Here is a 15,499-nt window from a genome sequence, read left to right as displayed (position 1 = left end):
GATACCGCAGGTCCGGTTCCAAACTATCGTGTTAGCTTGTGAAAGTGACCTCAAGGGTGAAGCGGGCCTACAAGTTCCGCTTCTACCCGACGGCCCAGCAGGCAGAGCTGTTGAGCCGAACGTTCGGGTGCGTGCGCAAGGTCTACAACCTGGCCCTGCACGCCCGGACCGAGGGGTGGTACCAGCGGCAGGAACGGGTCAACTACAACGCGACCAGCGCGATGCTGACCGCTTGGAAGAAGACTGAGGAGTTGGCTTTCCTCAACGAGGTCTCCTCCGTGCCGCTGCAGCAGACGCTGCGGCATCTGCAAAGCGCCTTCGCGAATTTCTGGGACAAGCGCGCCCGCTATCCGCGCTTCAAGTCCAAGCGCAGGTCGCGAGCTTCCGCCGAGTTCACCCCCAGCGCGTTCCGCTGGAGAGACGGCCAGCTCACTCTGGCCAAGATGACCGACCCGCTGGCCATCGTCTGGTCGAGGTCGCTGCCCGAAGGGCAGTCCCCGTCCACCGTGACCGTGTCCCGCGATTCGGCCGGCCGCTGGTTCGTGTCCCTGCTCTGTGAGGACCAGATCGAGACCCTCCCGGCCGCCGAGAGCGCAGTAGGCATCGATGCCGGCCTCGAGCACCTGCTGACCCTGTCCACCGGGGAGAAGATCGCCAACCCCCGGCACGAACGGGCCGACCGCACTCGGCTGGCCCGCGCCCAGCGAGAGCTGGCACGCAAGGAGAAGGGCTCCCACAACCGGGCCAAGGCCCGGCTCAAGGTGGCCCGCGTCCACGCCCGCATCGGCGATCGCAGGCGTGATCACCTGCACAAGCTCACCACTCGACTCGTGCGCGAAAACCAAACGCTCGTGATCGAGGACCTGACCGTGCGCAACATGGTCCGCAACCACCGCCTGGCCCGCGCCATCAACGATGCGGCCTGGCACCAGTTCCGCGAGCTGCTCACCTACAAGTGCGCCTGGTACGGCCGGAACCTCACCGTGATCGACCGCTGGTACCCCTCCTCCAAGGTGTGCTCGACCTGCGCAGCCGTCGCGCGGAACATGCCGCTGAAAGTGCGGGCCTGGACGTGCCAATGCGGCACCACCCACGACCGCGACGTCAACGCGGCACGCAACATCCTGGCCGCCGGGCTGGCGGCTGCTGCCTGTGGAGCCGGTGTAAGACCTCAACGGGAACCCTCCCGGACGAGGCGGTCGGCGATGAAGCAGGAAACCCCTGGGGCGACCCAGGGAACCCGCGCCCTCTAGGGCGGGGAGGATGTCAACGCTTCTTCATACCAGCCGGATCGACCGGCACTCGGCGGCCGATCCAGGCGGTTTCGCCGCCGACGCCGCCGGGTACCGCCGCTCGCGACCCGCTCCCCACCACCTGCACCGCCCGCCACAGAGGAGGGCATCATGACCGTTCCCCTGCCACCGCTGCCGCCGACCGGAGAGGACGAGGGCTTCCGGCCGGGCGGCCGCAGCATCGCCGACATCCTCGACGCCGAGCACCGGCAACTGCGGGAGCTGCTGCGGCGGCTCACCGACCCGGGCCCGGAGCCCGCCCCCGAGCGCGGCCTGGAGGTGCTCACGGCGGCGCTGTCGCGGCACCTGTCCGCCGAGGAGCAGTACCTGCTGCCCGCCGTCCGGGCCGCGCTGCCCGACGCGGCGGAGCGGATCGACCGGGCCATCGCGGACGACCGGGCCCTGCTGACCGCACTGAAGGCGCTCGCCGACGAGGGGCTCGCCGACGTCGCCGCGCGGGTCCACCGCCACGTCGAGGAGGCGGGCGCGCTCGTCGCGGCGCTGCGCGAGGTGGCCAGCGCCGAGGAGCTGATCCGCCTGGGCAACCGGCTGGAGATCGCCGAGGAGGCGGCCCCGACGCGCCCGCACCCCGGCACCCCGGCGACGCCGCCGTGGAACCGGGTCGTCGAGCCCGCGATGGGCGTCGTCGACAAGGTCCGCGACGCCGTCACCGGCCGACCCACCTACCTGGCCGACCTCACCGAGCGGCCGCCGGGCTGAGCCGGCGGCGGGCGCGGGCGCGGGGCGCCGGAGCGGATCGGGCACACATTGGGATGCGTTGATCCGTCCAGGGCCTTCCGTCGGCCGCTACGGGGTCATACCGTCACGGTATGAATCTGGAGCTGCGACACCTGAGGGTGGTCTGCGCGATCGCGGAGACGGGGAGCGTGACCAAGGCGGCATCGACGCTCGGCCTGGCCCAACCGGCACTCACCGCCCAGCTCCAGCGCATCGAGCGGACCCTGGGCGGGCCGCTGTTCGAGCGGGACCGCCGCGGCGCCCGCCCGACCGCCCTCGGCGAGCTGGTGCTCGCCCGGGCGCGGGTGCTGCTGCCGGCGATGAAGGGCCTGCAGGACGAGGCGGCGCGACTGGCCGGGGCCGGGGACGCGCCCCGCCGCTACCGGTTCGGCGGGGTGAACAGCCCCATCCTCGGCCGGCTCGTGCACCGGCTCGCCGCGGAGCCTCCACCGGCCCAGATCACCACCCACGCCTCCTGGTCGGCCGACGAGCTGGCCCAGCTCGTCGCGGGCGGCCGGCTGGACTTCGCGCTGATCGGGGTGTGCGGCGACGCGGCCCCGCCCGCCGAGCTCGGATTGAGCTGGCGGGAGGTGGCCGTCGACCCGGTGCTGGTGCTGTTGCCGGAGCAGCACCCGCTGGCCGGGCACGCCGAGGTGAGCCTGGTGGACCTGAGCCACGAGCAGTGGGTCGCCGCGCCCGGCGACGGCTGCTTCGGCGACTGCTTCGCCGCCGCCTGCGCCCGCGCCGGCTTCACCCCCCGCAAGGTGTACGAGACCGACGTGCGCTGCTGCATCGACATGGTGGACTCCGGCGAGGCGATCGCGCTCTGCCAGGCCACCTTCCGCCCGGTCGCCGGGTTGGTCACCCGGATGCTGGCCGGGACGCCGCTGCGCTGGCGGCTGATGCTGGGCTGGCATCCCGACTCCCCCGCCGCCCGCGACGCCGAACTGGTGCTGGAGTTCGCGCTGGCCGCGTACACCGACTCGCTGGCGGCGCACCCGGAATACCTGGCCTGGCTGCTGCGCAACCCGACCTACGGGGCGCGGAGGCTGACGGCCGCCGGGGCCGACGGGGTGCGAACGGCGTAGCGCCGGGTATCAGGCGGACATGACCGATGCCTACCCCGCCGCCGACGACCGGGAGATCCTCCGGCAGGCCGCCGCCACGCACACCGCCGCCGCCCGCGACGTGGAGGCGTTCCTGCGTCGCCTGCCCGAGGTGCCCGACCCGGCGGACGTCACGGAGTACGCCAACCTGCTGACCCGCGAGGAGCGGGCGCGCGCCGACCGCGAGGCGGCGGCCGACGCCGCGGGCCTGACGATCGGCAGCCTGGAGAGCGACCACGGTTGACCACGGCGGGCGGCGCCCGGTCCTCCCGGGCGCCGCCCGACCGCCGGCTCAGCGTTCGACGAGGACGTCGTGGCCCAGGTCGAGCAGGGCGTGCCGCCACTCGTCGTCGGCGTTGCCGCGGGGCGGCTTCTCGTCCAGCAGGGACTGGATCTCGTCGATCGCGTCCCGCATCACCCGGATGTCCTCCGGCGTGAGGTCGACCTTGCGTTTGGCCAGCACCCGCAGGATCCGCCGGCCCATCCCGGGCAGGTCGAGGTCCGGGTCGGGCCCGAACGACTCCTCCCCGGAGCCGCGGGTGAGCAACCACTGCCGCAACTGCTCCGACGGGACGTTCACCTGGGCGTGGAAGTCGTCCCAGAGCACCTCCACCTCGGGTTCGAGCCGCTGCTCGCGTACCATCAGCCCTCCTCTCGACGGCGGCGGTCGGACTCCGCCGGCTCCGGGTCGTCGCCCTGCTGGCCCACGCCCTCCGGCGGCATCCGCACCCGGGCGGGGTTGGCGGTCGGCGGGGCCACGATCGGATCGGTGCGCTCGCTCTCGTCCCGGGTCTCCTCGGGTTCGCTCATGTCCGCCCTCCGGTCATCGGGGATGGGACGTCGTGGCCGGGGTGTAGCCGCGCTCGCCGGCCGTCACGTCGAAGGCGAGTCGCCCGTCGCGGGCGTCCACGGTGATCTTCTGGCCGGGTGAGACCGCCGACTCCAGCAGCATCCGGGACAGCTGGTTGTCCACCTCCCGCTGGATGACCCGGCGCAGCGGCCGGGCGCCGAACTCCGGCTGGTAGCCGTGCTCGGCGATCCAGTCGACGCCTGCGGTGGTGAAGTGGACCTGGATGTCCTGCGCGTGCAGGCGGCGGCGGGTCTCCTCCAGCAGCAGGCCGGTGATCTGGCGCAGCTGCTCGGCCTCCAGCCGGCGGAAGATGATCACCTCGTCGATGCGGTTGAGGAACTCCGGCCGGAAGTTCTCCTGGAGCCGGCGCATCAGGCGCTCGCGCAGCTCGTCGCGCTCCTGCTCGCCGCCCTCTGCGCCGGTGCCGAACCCGACGGCGCGCTGGGCGCCGGTGATCAGTTCCGAGCCGAGGTTGCTCGTCATGATCAGTACGGTGTTCTTGAAGTTGACCGTACGGCCCTGGCTGTCGGTGAGCCGCCCGTCGTCGAGCACCTGGAGCAGGATGTTGAACACGTCGGCGTGGGCCTTCTCGATCTCGTCGAGCAGCACCACCGCGTACGGGCGGCGGCGGACCGCCTCGGTGAGCTGGCCGGCCTCCTCGTAGCCGACGTACCCGGGCGGGGCGCCGACGAGCCGGCTGACCGTGTGCCGCTCCTGGAACTCGCTCATGTCCACCCGGACCATCCGGTCGGCCTCGCCGAACAGCGCCTCCGCGAGGGCCCGGGCCAACTCGGTCTTGCCGACGCCGGTGGGCCCGAGGAAGAGGAAGCTGCCCATCGGGCGGTCCGGGTCGGCCAGCCCGGCACGCGAGCGGCGGACCGCCTCGGCGACCGCGGTGACCGCGTCCTCCTGGCCGACCACCTTCTCGTGCAGGTGGCCCTCCAGGCGCAGCAGCCGGTCGCGTTCCTCCTCGGTGAGCTGGCTGATCGGAATGCCGGTGGCGCGGGAGACCACCTCGGCGATCTCCTGCGGCCCGACGGCCGGCACCTGCGACGAGCCGCCCTCGTCGCCCCGGGCCCGGCGGATCTGCTCCTCCAGCTCGGCGAGCTGGTCGCGCAGCGCGGACGCCTTCTCGTACTGCTCGTCGGCGACGGCCTGCTCCTTGTCCCGGCGTACCTCCTCGAGCTGTGTCTCCAGCTCCCGCACGTCGGACGCCGGGGTGCGGGTGCGCAGCCGGACCCGGGCGCCGGCCTGGTCGATCAGGTCGATCGCCTTGTCCGGCAGGAACCGGTCGGTCACGTACCGGTCGGACAGCTCGGCCGCGGCGACCAGGGCCTCGTCGGTGAACCGCACCTGGTGGTGAGCCTCGTAGCGGTCGCGCAGCCCGCGCAGGATCGCCACGGTGTCGTCGACGGTGGGCTCCGGCACGAACACCGGCTGGAAGCGGCGGGCCAGCGCCGCGTCCTTCTCGATGCTCTTGCGGTACTCGTCCAGCGTGGTCGCGCCGATCACCCGCAGTTCGCCCCGGGCCAGCGCCGGCTTGAGCATGTTCGAGGCGTCCATGCCGCCCTCGCTGCCCGCCCCGCCCGCGCCGACCAGGGTGTGGATCTCGTCCAGGAAGACGATCAGCTCGTCGCGGTGCGCCCGGATCTCGTCGATGACCTTCTTCAGCCGCTCCTCGAAGTCGCCCCGGTAGCGGGTGCCCGCCACCAGGCCGGCCAGGTCGAGCTGGATCACCCGCTTGCCGAGCAGCGTCTGCGGCACGTCGCCGTCGCAGATCCGCTCCGCCAGGCCCTCCACGATCGCGGTCTTGCCGACGCCGGCCTCGCCGATCAGCACCGGGTTGTTCTTCGTCCGCCGGGACAGGATCTCGACGGCCTGCTCGATCTCGTCGGCCCGGCCGATCACCGGGTCGATCTGGTCGTTGCGGGCCAGGTCGGTGAGGTCCTGGCCGTACTGGTCGAGGGTGGGGGTGCCGCGGTCGGGCTTCGGCCCGGTCATCGGCCCGCGCTCGGCGCTGGCCGCCTGCAACGACTCGGGTTGGATCCGGCCGGCGGCGAGCATCCGGCCGGCCGGGGACTCCGGGTTCAGCGGCAGCGCCATCAGGATGTGCTCGGGGCCGATGTAGTTGGCGCCCATCGCCCGGGACAGCTGGTGGGCGTCGAGCAGCGCCCGCTTGGCCGCGGGGGTGAGCGAGAGGTTGGGCGGCACCTCGCCCTTGGGCGCGCCGTCGCCGCGCCCACCGAGCGCGTTGAGCAGCGTGTCCGGGTCGGCGCCGGCGCGCCGGACGAGGTCGCGCAGCGGTTCGCGTTGCAGCGCGGCCCAGAGCAGGTGGTCGGTGTCGAGGTCGGTGCTCTTGCGTTGGGCGGCCCGGCGGGCCGCGTCGGCCAGCATCTCCCTGGCGTCGGCGGTCATCAGCCGGGTGATGTCGACCCGGTGCGCGGGTCGGCGCCCACCCTCGCCCCGGCCGAAGTACCGGGCCAGGAACTCGTCCCAGGGGTCGGAGCCGAAGTCACCGGGTCCCATCATGTCTGTCCTCCGCAGTCGGGCGCGACGGTCGCCAGGGGCTACCCGGCGGTCCGCCCGACAAACGCCACCACTCGCGCCGCGACCCGCCGCGAAGGCCCCGGGCGAGGTGCGAGGAAGGGCCCCTGGTCAACGCCTGCGGTAGAGGAACGGTCCCTTCCTTGCACCTCAGGCGGTGGGTGGGAGGCTGGTGGGATGGAGCCGACGATGCCGCTGCTGATCGTGGACGCCGCCAACGTGGTGGGGTCCCGCCCCGACGGTTGGTGGCGGGACCGCGCGGGCGCGACCGCCCGGCTGCGCGACTCGCTGGCCCCGGTGGCCGCCGCCGGGCTGCCCCCGCAGCTGCCGCCCCCGGTGGAGGTGGTGCTGGTGGTGGAGGGCCGGGCGCGGGACGTGCCGGGCACGGCCGGGGTCCGGGTGGTGGCCGCGCCCGGGTCCGGCGACGACGCCGTCGTCGACCTGGTCGCCGCCGCGCCGCGGCGCCGGCGGCTGGTCGTCACCGCCGACCGTGAGCTGCGGGAACGCGTCGTCGCGCAGGGCGCGGAGGTGTACGGACCGCGCTGGCTGCGGGACCGGCCGGCCCCGCCCGGATAGTCCCGTCAATCGGACTACCCGCGCTTCCGGTCGACAACCGGTCAGCGGGGCAGGAACACTGACAGGGCGGATGTTCTCTCACCGTGAGGGATAGGCTCTAATGGAGGCCTCCCCGCCCCCAGGAGGTTTCGCCGTGGCGAGCGTCGCCGAGCTCAAGGCAGCCATCGATGTCGCGCTGCAACAGATCGGCGACGGCCAGAGCGCCGTGCAGGCGGCCGGAGAGAAGCTGGCCGAGGCGCAGCAGACCCTGGCCGGCGCGCTGGAGGGCAGCGGGCACGAGACCGTCGAGGCGGCCCAGTCCTCGCTGACCCAGGCCAGCCAGGAGCTGGAGGAGTGCCTCGCCGCGACACTCGTCGCCGTCGAGCAGGCGCAACTCTACGTCGCGACGCTCTGAGGCTCGGCCGTGTCCATCGTCGAGGACGTCGGCGCGCAGGTCCGCGCCGCCGCCGATGACCTGCCGCTCGCGCAGCTGGCCCTGGCGCTCGAGAAGTTCGGGCTGGCCGCCGAGCGGCTGCGCTGGGTCCGCCAGGAGTCGGCCGACCCGATGGGGGTGCCGGAGCTCTCCGCCGCCACCGAGCACGCCGAGACCGCCGGCTACGCGCTGCGCGTCGCGCAGGAGCAGCTCTCGGCGTACCTCGCCGCGATCGGGCTGGCCGGCGACGGCTCCCCCGCCCCCGGGCCGCAGGAGCAGCGGCGCCGGCCCGCGCACGACGTGCCGCGGGAGGCGGCCCCCGGGGGCCCGACGCCGGAGCCGGCCGCCGACGCGACGCCCCGCCGCTGGTGGGCGGTACGGGTGGCCGAGCTGACGGGCGGCCGGGAGGGTGCGCCCGAGCAGCCCGACGAGAAGGTCGACGACGCCCGGGAGCTGCTGCGCCGGGTCGTCGGCGGGGTCCGTGCCGGCGACCGCGACCGGCTGCACACCGAGCTGCGTCGCGCGCACGCCGACGTCGGCCTCGGCCTGGCGGCGGTCGCCCCGCCGCTGCTGCGCGAGCTGGCCGGGGAGCTGCTCGGGCGCCCGCCGCGCGCCGAGGACCTCGGACGGCTGCACCGCGAGCTGGACGGCCGGGTGCGGGACCTGCTGCCCGGCCTGCCCCCCGCGGTGCTGGACACGCTGCTGACCCGGATCTGCCGGATGCCTCCGCCCCGGCGCGGCGAGGCGGAGCAGCCGCACGCCGCCGACCCGGCCGTCACCGCGGGAGTGCTCACCGGGGTGTTGCTGGCCCGGCTCGGCCGGGACCTGCCCACCGACGACGAGCGGACCCGGCAGGCCGAGACGGCCCGGGAGCAACGCGCCGCCGCCGAGCGGGACCGGCAGGCGGAGACGGCCCGCGACCGGGCCGACGACGCCGAGTGGCAGCGACGCGCCGCCGCCGCGAAGGGCCGGGTGGCCGCCGCGCGGGAGCGGGTCGCGGCGGCCCGGGAGCGGGCGGAGGCGGCACACGACCAGGCGACCGCGGCCCGGGATCGGGCGGCGACCGCCGGCCAGGCCGCCCCGAAGCCGGACCGGACGACGACACCCGGCCAGCCCGACCCGACGCCGGACCGGGCAGCGGCACAAGGCCAGTCCGGCCCGACACCGGACCGGGCGGCGGCCGGCCGGCCCGGCGGGTCGACGGGCAGCCGCGGGTCGACGGGCGATGGCGGCGCGTCGGCGCGTCGCGGCGGACCGGCCGCCGACGGTGCCGCTGCGGGACGGCCCGGGTCGGCCGGCCGCGTCTGGTCGAGCCCGCCCGCGGGCCGGCCGGCGCCGGGCGGCACCCCGGGACCGCGCGGGCGGGGCGTCGATGGCTGACCGGCGGAGCCAGCTGGTCTCCCGGGTCAGGGGCATGCTGGGCGAGGCCCTCGGCGCCACCCGGACCCGGCTGTCCAGCGCGCAGGCCGAGCTGACCACGGCCCGGGAGCGGCTGGCGAAGGTCCGGCGGGCCGCGTCGGTCGTGCCGGAGCGGGTGGGCGCGCAGCGCGACCGGCGGCTGGCCGAGATCGACGACCGGCACGCCGCGCGCATCGCGGAGCTGGCCCGGCGGGCGGCGGACGCGGCGCAGCGGGAGGCCCCCGGGGCGGCCTCCGCGGACTGGACGCGCTGGCGACCGACCCCGACCCGGCGGGCCGAACCGCCGGGCGCGCTGCGCATCGGCACGGTACGCATCCCCGGCGCCGAACCGGTGCCGGCGCTGGTGCCGCTGCTCGACGCCGGCCACGTCGAGCTGACCGGGGACGACCGGGAGGGCTGCGACGCGGTGGTGTCGGCGCTGCTGCTGCGCGGCGTCGGGCGCGCCGATCCGGGCGCCGTACGGCTGATCGGCTACGACCCCGAGCACCTGGGCGGCGGCCTGGCCGGTTTCGCCCCCCTCGGCACGGCCGGGCTGCTCACCTTCGTCGGCCCGGGCGGGCTCGCCCGGCTCCTCGACGACCTCGTGGAACAGATCCGCCGGATCAACGAGACGGTGCTGGCCGGGGAGTACGTCTCGCTGCGCGAGCTGGCCGCCGCCACCGGTCGCCGGCCCGAGCCGTGGCGGGTGGCGGTGCTGCTGGGCGGGGACGAGCCGTCGCGGCACGAACGCGGCCAGCTCGACCGGGTGGTCCGCACCGGGGCGGCCTGCGGAGTGCACCTGGTGGGGCGGGGCGTGTCGCTGCCCGAGGATCCCACCGTGACCCGGGTGGGCGCGTACGCCGACGGCGCCCGGATCGGCGGGCCGAACGGCCTGCCCGTACGCCTCGATCCGCCGCCCCCGCCGGTCCTGGTCACCGAGACCTGCCGGGAGGTGGCGGCGCGGGTCAACGCCGGCCCCGCCCCGACCCCGTTCACCGACCTGCTGCCGCCGGTGGAGCAGATGTGGCGGGAGGATTCGGCGACCGGGCTGACCGCCCCGATCGGCGAGGGTCCGCACGGCCGGCCGGTGCTGCTCACCCTGGGCGACTACCCGCCGCACGCGTTGATCGGCGGCCCGTCCGGCACCGGCAAGACGAACCTGATCTTCGCCTGGATCGGCGCGCTGGCGGCCCGCTACTCCCCCGCCGAGCTGGAGTTCTACCTGCTGGACTTCAAGGAGGGGGTGTCCTTCGCCCGGTTCGCCAAGGGCCGGCGGGATCCGAGCTGGCTGCCGCACATGCGGCTCGTCGGGATCAACGTCAACACCGACCGGGAGTTCGGGCTGGCGTTGCTGCGCTTCCTCGCCGAGGAGCTGCGCCGGCGGGCCGACGCCGCGAAGAAGCACGAGGTCACCAAGCTCGCGGAGCTGCGCGCGGTCGACCCCACGGGGCACTGGCCGCGGATCGTCGCGGTGGTCGACGAGTTCCAGATGCTGCTGGCCGGGCGGGACGTGGTCGCCCGGGAGGCCGCCGACCTGCTGGAGGACCTGGCCCGGCGCGGCCGGTCCCAGGGCATCCACCTGGTGCTGGCCTCGCAGGACGTGCGCGGCATCGAGGCGCTGTGGGGCCGGCCGGCCCTGGTCGCGCAGTTCACGTTGCGCATCGCGCTGCCGAAGGCGCTGCGGATCCTCGCCGAGCGCAACGACGCCGCCCAGTCCCTGCCGCGCCACCACGCGGTGGTCAACGCGGAGTCCGGCATGGCGGAGGGCAACCAGGTGGCCCGGATCCCGTCGGCCAGCGACTGGGAGACGTGGAGCGAGTTGCAGCACCGGCTGTGGCGGATGCGCCCGCAGGACGCCGCGCCGGCCCGGCTCTTCGACGGCGACGCGATCCCCCGCCTCGCCGACGCGCCGGACTTCCGGGCGCTGGCCGCGCCGGAGACGGGGCACCCGCGTACGCCGGTCGCGCTGCTCGGCGAGATCATCGACGTGCAGTCCCGCTCGGCGGCGTTGCGGCTGCCCCGGGCTCCCGGCCGCAACCTGGCGGTGCTCGGCACCCGGGTGGACGAGGCGTGCGCGGTGCTCGACGCGGCGGCCCGCTCCCTGGCCCGCCAGCACCGCCCCGGCACGGCCCGGTTCTCGATCGCCTGCCTCGACCCGGACGCCGACCCGGCGGCCCGGTCCCTCTACGAGGATCTCGCCGACGACGCCGCCTGGTACGACGAGGAGACGGTAGGCGAGCTGATGGCCGAGACCGCCGAGGGGCTCGGTGCGCCGGGCATGCCGCACTACCTGCTGCTGTTCGCCGTCGACGCGGCGTCCGGGGCGTTGGCCACGCGGATCGGCCGGCGCACCGGGCTGGAGGAGCTGCGCCGGATCCTGCACGACGGGCCGGAGCGGCGCACCCACGTGCTGGCCTGGTGGCGGGGCGTCGCCCGGATGCGGGCCGACCTGGGCGGGCCGGCGGCCCGGACGGACCAGATCGGCGCCTGGGTGGCGCTGGACGCCCACGGCGGCGAGCTGGGTTCGTCACTGTATCCGGGCACCGGGGGCCCGGACTGGTATCCCCGCCCCTGGCGGGGGCTGTTCTTCGATCGGGCGGTGCACCGCACCGGCCAGGTGATCATCCCCTACGGGCCGGCACGATGAACGAACCGGTGACCAGTGAGTCGTACGCGGCCCAGATCCGTCGGCTGGCCGAGCTGAGCGCGCGGGTGCGCGTCCAGCGGGCCGAGGCGCACACCTGGCACGCCCAGCAGTGCGCGGCGGCCGAGCGGGCCGTCGCCGAGGCGGAGGCCGAACTGCGGCGCGCCGAGCGGGAGCTGGTGGACGCGCGCGAGGAGCAGGAACGGGTGGACGCCGAGGTCGCCGACCTGTGGCAACTGCTGCGCGGCCGGCTCGGCGGCTCGGGTCGCCGGGCGGGCGGGCCACCGGCGCCGGTGCCCGGCGCGACGGGCGACCCGGCTCCGCTGCTGGCCGGCGTGCGGGACCTGCTCAACCGCACCCGCCAGCCGGGTGACCTGCCGGGCTCGGTCAACCCGCTGCTGGCGTTGTGCGGGGTGGCGGGCGCGGTGCTCGCGTACGCCCTCGGCAGCGCGGCCCGGGCGGCGGGCGAGCGGTACGGCGGCGAGCTCGGCGTCGGGCTGCCGGTGCTGGCCCTGGTGGTGACGCTGCTGGGTCCGCTTGTCGGTCTGGTGCCGGCGAAGGTCCTCGCCGACCGTCGGCACGCCGTGCTCGGCCCCCGGCCGATGACCGTCGTGCTGGTCGCCGGGCTGGTGACCACGGTCGCGCTGCTCGTCGCCGGCCGCTGACCCACCGTTCCCCGATCGGCCGGGAGGTTGCCGCAGCGCGTCGTCGATCCGACCGCCCGCCGTTCGTGTAGATGGAGGAGGCCGGGTCACGCCGGCCGTTCGACGAGAGGGAGTGTGCGATGCGGAACTTCGTGCTCAACGTGATCCAGCCCGACGGGGACGCCCCGCCCCCGCCGGAGTTCCTCGAGCCGATCATGCGGAACGTCGAGGCCGTCAACCAGGAGATGCGCCGCAGCGGTGTCTGGGTCTTCGGCGCCGGGCTGGAGCTGGCACACACCGCCCGGGTGGTCCGGGTCCGCGACGACGAGACGCTCCTGACGGACGGCCCGTTCGCCGAGGGCAAGGAGCACGTCGGCGGGTTCACCGTGATCGCGGTGCCGGATCTCGACGCGGCGTTGGGCTGGGCGGAGAAGCTGTCCCGGGCGACCACCCTGCCGATCGAGGTCCGTCCGGCGGCCGCCGTCGACCCCGCCTGAGCCGGACCTCTCATCGGCACGCGCCGGAGCCGTGCGGGGCGACCTCGCGGTGGCGACCGTGCCGCCGGGCGGCCCGCCCCCGCAGGCCGGGCCGTGCCGCAGGTGGCACGGCCCGGCCGCTCGTACGGGCACCACGCACCGCCCCGGCCGGTCAGGCGGGGACCAGCACCGCCTCGCGCAGGAGGCGGCGGGCCAGGGTGATCCGGTCGGCGTCGTCGTCCAGGCCCGGCAGGTCGCCGACCCGGACGGGCTCGGCGCCGAGCAGGGCGTGCACGGCCGGTGCGCAGGACGCGGGCAGGGTGATCGTGCGGTCGAACAGCACCAGCGCGACCTTCTCGCCCCGTGGGGTGAGCCGCCAGCGCAGGCCGGGTCGCGGGGCGAGCCGGGTGTCGGCGTCCAGCGCCGCCAGCGCGGCGGCCTGGGCCAGGGGTCGGATGGGCGCGGGCCGGGCGGCCGGCCAGGCGCGCTGCCGCAGCCGGGCGGCGACGGCCGCCGGGTCGGCCCGCAGCAGCCAGTCCCGCAGCGCCTCCACCGTCTCGGTCAGCTCCGGCTCGATCGCGTCCGGGTCGGCGACGTCGGTGCCGAACGGCAGTGTGGCGCGCAGCCGCGGGTCCTCGGCGGCGAGGGCGAGCAGCTCCTCGACCAGGGCGTAGCGGGTCAGCGCCCGGACGCCGACGGTCAGGTGCAGCGAGCTGGACTCCTGGGCCTGCGCGCTGTGCAGCCAGCCGCGCGGCAGGTAGAGCGCGTCGCCGGGGGCGAGCACGACGTCCAGCGCGGCGGGCCCGTCGGCCGTGGCGGCGACCTCGTCGGCCCGGCCGCCCCACGGCTGCTTCTCCAGCGGGTCCGGCAGCACCGGCGGGTGGATCCGCCAGTGCTTGCGGCCGTCGACCTGGAGGACGAAGACGTCGTGGGTGTCGTAGTGGGTGGCGAAACCCTGGCTGCCGGCGGGGGTCAGGTAGGCGTTGACCTGCAACGGCTGCCCGACGGCGGTGCCGAGTTCGCGGGTGAAGTCGGTCAGCGCCGGCCAGGTGCGGTGCAGACCCTGCAGGACGAGGGTGGCGCCGCCGGCGTACAGCTCCAGCACCCGCTCGTCGAGGACCTGGTCGGCGATCTCGGCACCGGCGCCGCCGCCGCCGGTGAAGCGGGCCGCCGGCACGAGCTGGCCGTCCTTGGCGATGCGCAGGAACGGCGTACGCAGGCCGCGGCGGCTGAGCAGCTCGTCGGCGTCGGCGGGGCTGAGCAGGTCGGTGAAGCCGGCCAGGTTGGGCAGTTCGTCGGCGCGGGAGAGCAGCGGGGTGCGTCCCCAGTGGGCGGCGGCGAACTTCGCCGGCTCGACCGACACGCAGCGGGCGAGCGCGGCCGAGGCCTCGGACGGGACCGCCGGGCGGCCGTCGCCGCCCGGCGGGTCGATGTCGGTCACGGCGGTCCGTCAGGCGCTGCCGTCGGCGCCGCCGTCGTGCTGGCCCGGCGTGGCACCGCCGTCGGCGGGACCCTCCGCGCTGCCGTCGGCGCCGCCGTCGTGCTGACCCGGGGTCGCACCGCCGTCGGCGGGACCCTCCGCGCCCTGGTCGGCGCCCTGGTCGGCGCCACGCTCGGCACCGCGGTCGGCGCCGCCGTCGGCGCCACCGTCCTGCTGGCCCGGGGTCGCGCCGCCGTCGGCCGGGCCCTCGGGGCCGCCACCGGCGCTGGTCTGCATGTCGTCGTCGTTGAGTGCCATCGGTGCTCCCTAGGGATGTGCCGCCCCGCCATTGCGCCGGGGTCCGTCGTGCAGCGGGTGGTACCCCACACGCGATCTTCTCTAACCACACCGTAGACGTCCTTTCCGGTTCACACCGGCGGTTCGCCGCGCCCGGTCAGGGTCGCCAGCAGGCACGTCGTGGCGCGCGGTGCGGGGTCGACGCCGACGGCGCCGGGGTTCGCGCCGCCCGGCGCGGCGGCGCCGACGGTGACAGGATGGTCCTGCCCGAGCAGGAGGTGGCGATGACCGAGCCGAGCGGGCCGCGCCCGCTGGAACCGGTGACCGAGCAGTGGCAGCGCGCGCTGGCGATCGTGGCGCACCCCGACGACCTGGAGTTCGGCGCCGCCGCCGCGGTCGCCCGCTGGACGGCGCAGGGCAGACAGGTCGGCTACTGCCTCGTCACCAGCGGCGAGGCCGGCATCGACGCGATGCCCCCGCTGCGGGCGAGGGAGGTCCGGGAGCGGGAGCAACGCGAGTCCGCCGCCCTGGTCGGGGTGGACACCGTGGAGTTCCTCGGCCTGCCCGACGGCGTCCTGGAGTACGGCGTGCCGCTGCGTCGCGCCCTGGCCGGGGTCGTCCGCCGGCACCGCCCCGAGATCGTGATCACCAACAACTTCCGGGACACCTGGGACGGTGCGTACGCCCTCAACCAGGCCGACCACATCGCCACCGGTCGGGCGGTGCTGGACGCCGTCCGCGACGCCGGCAACCGGTGGGTGTTCCCGGAGCAACTCGCCGACGGGATCGAGCCGTGGAACGGGGTGCGCCAGGTCTGGGCCGCCTCCTCGCCGCTGGCCGCGCACGGGGTGGACGTCACCGGCACCTTCGCGCGGGGCGTGGCCTCGCTGCGGGCGCACGACGCCTACCTGAGCGGGCTGGGCGACGGCAGCTTCGACCCCGAGGAGTTCCTCGAAGGGCTCTGCCGCCCCGTCGGCGCCCGACTGGGCGTCCGCCACGGCACCGCCTTCGAGGTCTTCCACTTCGACCTCTGGTAGCGACGGGCCGACCCGTGGCCCCGGTACGGCCGGCGTGAAGCGGCGCGGGGTCCGCTCCGCCGCGG

Annotated in this window: 16 protein-coding genes; 11 read left to right on the top strand and 5 right to left on the bottom strand. The window is 75.5% G+C overall.

The features are described from left to right. Positions 1 to 44 precede the first annotated feature (44 nt). From ACN27A_RS02155 to ACN27A_RS02140, 4 genes are all read left to right on the top strand, one after another. The gene (locus tag ACN27A_RS02155; RefSeq protein WP_421449393.1) at positions 45 to 1,253 is read left to right on the top strand and encodes an RNA-guided endonuclease InsQ/TnpB family protein; all 1,209 of its coding nucleotides are present in this window, start codon (positions 45 to 47) and stop codon (positions 1,251 to 1,253) included. Between the two features lie 150 nt (positions 1,254 to 1,403). After that, entirely contained in the window at positions 1,404 to 2,012 is a 609-nt protein-coding gene (locus ACN27A_RS02150) for a hemerythrin domain-containing protein (RefSeq protein WP_421449390.1), read from the top strand. A gap of 110 nt (positions 2,013 to 2,122) precedes the next feature. Then, positions 2,123 to 3,118: a LysR family transcriptional regulator gene (locus ACN27A_RS02145; protein WP_421449387.1), complete on the top strand. Its 996-nt coding sequence runs from the start codon at positions 2,123 to 2,125 to the stop codon at positions 3,116 to 3,118. A gap of 19 nt (positions 3,119 to 3,137) precedes the next feature. Next, on the top strand, positions 3,138 to 3,380 hold the full coding sequence (locus ACN27A_RS02140) for a hypothetical protein (RefSeq protein WP_132237913.1): 243 nt from the start codon (positions 3,138 to 3,140) through the stop codon (positions 3,378 to 3,380). Positions 3,381 to 3,428: 48 nt separating this feature from the next. Here ACN27A_RS02140 and ACN27A_RS02135 read toward each other — a convergent pair whose 3' ends face one another. From ACN27A_RS02135 to ACN27A_RS02125, 3 genes are read right to left on the bottom strand one after another with little or no spacing between them, the layout of a single operon-like run. Next, positions 3,429 to 3,779, bottom strand: a complete 351-nt coding sequence (locus tag ACN27A_RS02135; protein WP_132237915.1) for a DUF3140 domain-containing protein — start codon at positions 3,777 to 3,779, stop codon at positions 3,429 to 3,431. Then, positions 3,779 to 3,946: a hypothetical protein gene (locus ACN27A_RS02130; protein ID WP_165947855.1), complete on the bottom strand. Its 168-nt coding sequence runs from the start codon at positions 3,944 to 3,946 to the stop codon at positions 3,779 to 3,781. The genes ACN27A_RS02135 and ACN27A_RS02130 overlap by 1 nt, the downstream gene beginning before the upstream one ends. Positions 3,947 to 3,959: 13 nt before the next feature. Next, positions 3,960 to 6,515, bottom strand: a complete 2,556-nt coding sequence (locus ACN27A_RS02125) for an ATP-dependent Clp protease ATP-binding subunit (RefSeq protein ID WP_421449385.1) — start codon at positions 6,513 to 6,515, stop codon at positions 3,960 to 3,962. Between the two features lie 192 nt (positions 6,516 to 6,707). Between ACN27A_RS02125 and ACN27A_RS02120 the strand changes: the two genes are divergently transcribed. From ACN27A_RS02120 to ACN27A_RS02095, 6 genes are all read left to right on the top strand, one after another. Beyond that, positions 6,708 to 7,106 (top strand): hypothetical protein, encoded by a 399-nt coding sequence (locus ACN27A_RS02120; RefSeq protein ID WP_421449383.1) that lies wholly within the window; start codon positions 6,708 to 6,710, stop codon positions 7,104 to 7,106. A 133-nt stretch (positions 7,107 to 7,239) separates the two neighbouring features. Beyond that, a complete protein-coding gene (locus ACN27A_RS02115; protein WP_089000636.1) occupies positions 7,240 to 7,500 on the top strand; it encodes a hypothetical protein in 261 nt (86 codons plus the stop codon). Between the two features lie 9 nt (positions 7,501 to 7,509). Next, positions 7,510 to 8,898, top strand: a complete 1,389-nt coding sequence (locus tag ACN27A_RS02110; protein WP_421449381.1) for a hypothetical protein — start codon at positions 7,510 to 7,512, stop codon at positions 8,896 to 8,898. Further along, positions 8,891 to 11,563 (top strand): FtsK/SpoIIIE domain-containing protein, encoded by a 2,673-nt coding sequence (locus tag ACN27A_RS02105; RefSeq protein WP_421449379.1) that lies wholly within the window; start codon positions 8,891 to 8,893, stop codon positions 11,561 to 11,563. The genes ACN27A_RS02110 and ACN27A_RS02105 overlap by 8 nt, the downstream gene beginning before the upstream one ends. After that, positions 11,560 to 12,225 carry a hypothetical protein gene (locus tag ACN27A_RS02100; protein ID WP_421449377.1) on the top strand — a complete coding sequence of 222 codons (666 nt, stop codon included), beginning with the start codon at positions 11,560 to 11,562 and terminating at the stop codon, positions 12,223 to 12,225. The genes ACN27A_RS02105 and ACN27A_RS02100 overlap by 4 nt, the downstream gene beginning before the upstream one ends. A 119-nt stretch (positions 12,226 to 12,344) precedes the next feature. Beyond that, positions 12,345 to 12,701, top strand: a complete 357-nt coding sequence (locus ACN27A_RS02095; RefSeq protein ID WP_421449376.1) for a YciI family protein — start codon at positions 12,345 to 12,347, stop codon at positions 12,699 to 12,701. 151 nt (positions 12,702 to 12,852) lie between these two features. Here ACN27A_RS02095 and ACN27A_RS02090 read toward each other — a convergent pair whose 3' ends face one another. Both ACN27A_RS02090 and ACN27A_RS02085 read right to left on the bottom strand, forming a co-directional pair. After that, a complete protein-coding gene (locus tag ACN27A_RS02090) occupies positions 12,853 to 14,121 on the bottom strand; it encodes a cupin domain-containing protein (protein ID WP_421449373.1) in 1,269 nt (422 codons plus the stop codon). Positions 14,122 to 14,130: 9 nt separating this feature from the next. Continuing rightward, entirely contained in the window at positions 14,131 to 14,418 is a 288-nt protein-coding gene (locus ACN27A_RS02085) for a hypothetical protein (protein ID WP_132237929.1), read from the bottom strand. A gap of 236 nt (positions 14,419 to 14,654) precedes the next feature. Here ACN27A_RS02085 and ACN27A_RS02080 point away from each other — a divergent pair, with 236 nt between their 5' ends. Further along, the gene (locus ACN27A_RS02080; RefSeq protein WP_421449370.1) at positions 14,655 to 15,434 is read left to right on the top strand and encodes a PIG-L deacetylase family protein; all 780 of its coding nucleotides are present in this window, start codon (positions 14,655 to 14,657) and stop codon (positions 15,432 to 15,434) included. Positions 15,435 to 15,499 lie beyond the last annotated feature (65 nt).

Origin of the sequence: Micromonospora sp. WMMD737 (genome assembly GCF_049179055.1) — a bacterium.
GTDB lineage: Bacteria > Actinomycetota > Actinomycetes > Mycobacteriales > Micromonosporaceae > Micromonospora > Micromonospora reichwaldensis.
Note: the sequence above shows the minus strand (reverse complement) of the source record. Positions and strands in the feature narration are given on the sequence as shown.